At 72.6% G+C, this 3,954-nt stretch carries 5 protein-coding genes; 1 reads left to right on the top strand and 4 read right to left on the bottom strand.

Translation table 11 applies throughout. The annotated features are described in order from the left end of the window. The first annotated feature begins 157 nt into the window (after positions 1–157). Positions 158–1,189, top strand: coding sequence for an adenosine deaminase (locus ACFV7Q_RS38460; protein ID WP_385435605.1), 1,032 nt, complete (start codon positions 158–160; stop codon positions 1,187–1,189). An 11-nt stretch (positions 1,190–1,200) separates the two neighbouring features. On the opposite strand, the gene ACFV7Q_RS38455 is transcribed toward ACFV7Q_RS38460, so the two are convergent. The 4 genes from ACFV7Q_RS38455 to ACFV7Q_RS38440 all read right to left on the bottom strand — a co-directional run bounded on the left by ACFV7Q_RS38455 (position 1,201) and on the right by ACFV7Q_RS38440 (position 3,840). Then, positions 1,201–1,629, bottom strand: coding sequence for a hypothetical protein (locus ACFV7Q_RS38455; protein WP_385435604.1), 429 nt, complete (start codon positions 1,627–1,629; stop codon positions 1,201–1,203). Between the two features lie 15 nt (positions 1,630–1,644). Then, positions 1,645–2,727: a UDP-N-acetylmuramate dehydrogenase gene (locus tag ACFV7Q_RS38450; protein ID WP_385435603.1), complete on the bottom strand. Its 1,083-nt coding sequence runs from the start codon at positions 2,725–2,727 to the stop codon at positions 1,645–1,647. A 38-nt stretch (positions 2,728–2,765) separates the two neighbouring features. Further along, positions 2,766–3,164 (bottom strand): DUF3291 domain-containing protein, encoded by a 399-nt coding sequence (locus tag ACFV7Q_RS38445; RefSeq protein ID WP_385435602.1) that lies wholly within the window; start codon positions 3,162–3,164, stop codon positions 2,766–2,768. 118 nt (positions 3,165–3,282) lie between these two features. Then, on the bottom strand, positions 3,283–3,840 hold the full coding sequence (locus ACFV7Q_RS38440; protein WP_385435601.1) for a TetR/AcrR family transcriptional regulator: 558 nt from the start codon (positions 3,838–3,840) through the stop codon (positions 3,283–3,285). Positions 3,841–3,954: the final 114 nt, after the last annotated feature.

The raw sequence follows: 3,954 nt of genomic DNA, 5'->3' as shown, positions 1-3,954 counted from the left end.
GCGCGGTCCCCAGCGGGGGCGGCGCCGCTCCTTTTTCTTCCCGGGGTCCGCGGCTGTGTGTCCGGTCCCCGACGGGGAGACGCGTTTTTGCGTTCGGGCAAGGTCCCGTTCAGGGAATCCGGTGCCGAACGGGTGACGGGTACGGCAGGATCAGCTGATGGAGCACGTACGCGATCTGACGCTTCTGCCGAAAGCCCATCTGCACCTTCACTTCACCGGGTCCATGCGGCCGTCGACCCTGCTGGAGCTCGCCGACAAGTACGGCGTGCGCCTGCCCGAGGCCCTGACCGACGCGCTGACCGGCGGCGAGCCACCGAAGCTCCGCGCCACCGACGAGCGCGGCTGGTTCCGCTTCCAGCGGCTCTACGACGCCGCCCGTTCCTGCCTGCGGCAGCCCGAGGACATCCAGCGCCTGGTCCGCGAGGCCGCGGAGGAGGACGTCCGCGACGGCTGCGGCTGGTTGGAGATCCAGGTCGACCCGACCTCGTACGCCCCGCACCTGGGCGGCCTGATCCCGGCGGTCGAGGTCATCCTGGACGCGGTCGAGTCGGCCTCCCGCCACACGGGGCTCGGCATCCGCGTGCTGATCGCGGCCAACCGCATGAAGCACCCCCTCGACGCCCGGACCCTCGCCCGCCTGGCCGTCCGCTACGCCGACCGCGGCATCGTCGGTTTCGGCCTGTCGAACGACGAGCGCCGCGGCATGGCCCGCGACTTCGACCGGGCCTTCGCCATCGCCCGGGAGGGGGGCTTGCTGGCGGCGCCGCACGGCGGTGAGCTGACCGGCCCTTCCTCCGTCCGGGACTGCCTGGACGATCTGCACGCGGCACGGATCGGGCACGGGGTGCGTGCGGCCGAGGACCCCCGGCTGCTGCGCCGGCTCGCCGAGGCGGGGGTCACCTGTGAGGTGTGCCCCGCCTCCAACGTGGCGCTGGGGGTGTACCAGCGGCCTGAGGACGTCCCGCTGCGCACGCTGTTCGAAGCGGGGGTGCCGATGGCGCTGGGCGCGGACGACCCGCTGCTGTTCGGGGCCCGGCTGGCGGCGCAGTACGAGATCGCCCGCCGCCACCACGGGTTCACGGACGCGGAGCTCGCGGAGCTGGCCCGCCAGTCGGTGCGGGGTTCGGCCGCGCCGTACGACGTGCAGGACAAGCTGCTGACCGGGATCGACCACTGGCTGGCGGCCTAGCCGCCTGCTGGTCAGCGGGTGAGCCGCAGGTCACCCATCCAGCAGTCGGCCCGGACGCGGTCGCCGTCGACGTCGCCGTCGCCGAAGCCGATCTCCAGGTGGGTGCGCCCAATCCCTGGCGACACGCATTCGGACACCCGTGCCACGGTGTCGCCGAGGTGGCGCAGGAAGAGGTGCTCGCCGAGGTCGTCGCCGACCTCGATGCGGCCCCACTCCCCCATGTCGTACGGCTCGTGGGGGGCGGCGGACTCGACGATCAGGCAGCCGTCGGACCCGGTGCTGATCCTGGTGGAGTCGCCCTCGCTGTCGATGAGCCAGACGTCGAGGGGCACCTCGGAGCGTTCGCCCTCGTAGACGTGCCAGGACGCGACGATGCGGCTGATCGTCCGTCCCACCAGGCGGGTGGGGTCCGTACCGGCCCCGTGCCGAGGACAGAGCATGGCGGCCGGGTCTCCTCAGAGGTTGACGCCGACCGTCACCGGCTCGTTGACCAGGGTGACGCCGAAGGCGGCGTGGACGCCTGCGACGACCTCGCGGGCCAGGGTGAGCAGGTCCTCGGTGGTGGCGTCGCCGCGGTTGGTGAGGGCGAGGGTGTGCTTGGTGGAGATCCGGGCGGGGCCGGTGCCGTAGCCCTTGGTGAAGCCGGCCTTGTCGATGAGCCAGGCGGCGCTCGTCTTCGTACGGCCCGCGCCGGCCGGGTAGGCGGGCGGGTTGGTGTCGGCACCGAGGCGGTCCTGGACGCGGGCGAGGAAGGCGGCGTAGGCCTCGTCGGTCAGGATCGGGTTGTGGAAGAACGAGCCGGCGGACCAGGTGTCGTGGTCGGCGGGGTCGAGGACCATGCCCTTGCCGGCGCGCAGGCGCAGCACGGTCTCGCGGGCGACGGCGGCGGGGACGCGGTCGCCGGCCTCGACGCCGAGGGCGCGGGCCGTCTCGGGGTACTTGATCGGCGCGGACAGGCCGCCGGCGTCCTCCAGGGCGAAGCGGACGCGCAGGACCACGTACCGGTCGGGCTGGTGCTTGAAGAGGCTGTCGCGGTACGAGAAGGCGCACTCGGCTGCGGTCAGGGTGACCGTCTCGCGGCGGGTGCGGTCGTAGGCGACGACCTCGGTGATGGTGTCGCAGACTTCCTGGCCGTACGCGCCGACGTTCTGGATCGGGGTCGCGCCGGCGGAGCCGGGGATTCCGGCGAGGCATTCGATGCCGGCGAGGCCCGCCTCGACGGTACGGGCGACGGCGTCGGACCAGTTCTCGCCGGCGGCGAGCTCCAGGGTGGTGCCGTCGAGGTGGAAGCCGGTGGTGGCGATGCGCAGGGCGGTGCCGTCGAAGCCGCGGTCGCCGATGACCAGGTTGCTGCCGCCGCCGATGACGAGGAGCGGGGTGCCGCTCTCGTCCGCGGCGCGGACGGTCTCGACCACTTCGTCATCAGTGGTCGCGGTGACCAGACGGGTGGCGGGACCGCCGAGGCGGAAGGTGGTCAGCGGGGCGAGGGGGGCGTCGTGGAGTTCCTGCACGTGGACAAGAGTACGGTCCGCGGCCACGGCTTCCCGGCGGGGCCACGGACCGTGCGTCCCGGCGGTCAGTGGCGGGCCCGCTGCGCGTCGAGCCGGCGCTCGGCTTCCGCCCAGGTGACGGGGAGGGCGGAGGCCGGGGCGGTCCAGAAGGTGAAGGCCGAATCCTTCATGAACGCGGCGGCGGCGCGCGAGTTGGAGCGGTGCGGCTCGCTGCCGGCGAACCGGTAGAGGGCGTCGCGGTTCTCCCAGGCCGAGAGGGTGAGGAAGGTCCGGGCGCCGACCCGGGCCCGGAGGGCGGCGCCGTGGGCGCCCGGGGCCTTGCGGATCTGCAGGACGATCCCGGGCGACCTGAGGAGGAAGCGGAAGGCTCCGAGCAGGGTCTTCGTCTCGAACCGGGAGGCCATGACGTAGACCTCGGCGTCGGGGGCGGGTGGGGTCGGGGTGGTCCAGGGCATGTCGGGCATGGCGGAGCTCCTTCGTACGGTCGTGCACGGACAGGAGGAAAAGCCGGTTAGTTATTGATGACTAACTTTCGCGCGCAAGCGAAGAGGGGGCGGGTACGCCCGGCCCGGCGCGCCGGACCTACGAACCCTCCCCGACCGCGGGGCGCAGTCCCGCCCAGACCCGGTGCCCGGACGGGAACCCCATGGCGGCCAGGGTGTTGATGAGCATGCCGTGCGCCATGAAGGTGGTGGTCTCGTGGACGTCCCCGCCGAGCGGCAGGTGGACGGTGTCCCAGAGCCTGAGCCAGCCGGCCCGGACCAGTTCGCCGAACTCCGGGTCTCCGGCCCTCTCGGCGTCGGCCACGGCGACGTAGATCTGCATCTGGAGCTGGAGCTTGTCGGGGTCCTCGGCGATCAGCCGGCTGTACGCCCCGGCCATGGCGGCGAGCGCCTCGGCGCCGTGCAGCCCGTCGGCGGCCCGCTCGAAGACCCGACGGGTGTCCTCCAGGCACCGGGTGGCGGCCGCGACGAAGATCGCCTGCTTGTTGGGGAAGAGTCGGAAGAGGTACGGCTGGGAGACGCCGACGCGCTTGGCGATCGCCTCGGTCGAGGTGCCGTGGTACCCGCCGCGGGCGAATTCGTACATCGCCGCGCGGATGACGCTCTCGCGCCGCTCCTCTGCGCTCATCCTCACCATGGACATGAAGTTAGCGACTACTCACTAACTTTGCAAGGGCGGGAGGAGGGGTGCCCGCGACGGTGCTGCGGACACCCCTCTCCGGACTGCGCCGGCCGGCCGTCCCAGTCGGGC

The sequence above is a fragment of the Streptomyces sp. NPDC059851 genome (genome assembly GCF_042732005.1).
Taxonomy (GTDB): domain Bacteria; phylum Actinomycetota; class Actinomycetes; order Streptomycetales; family Streptomycetaceae; genus Streptomyces.
This window is presented reverse-complemented; position numbering and strand designations above follow the sequence as displayed.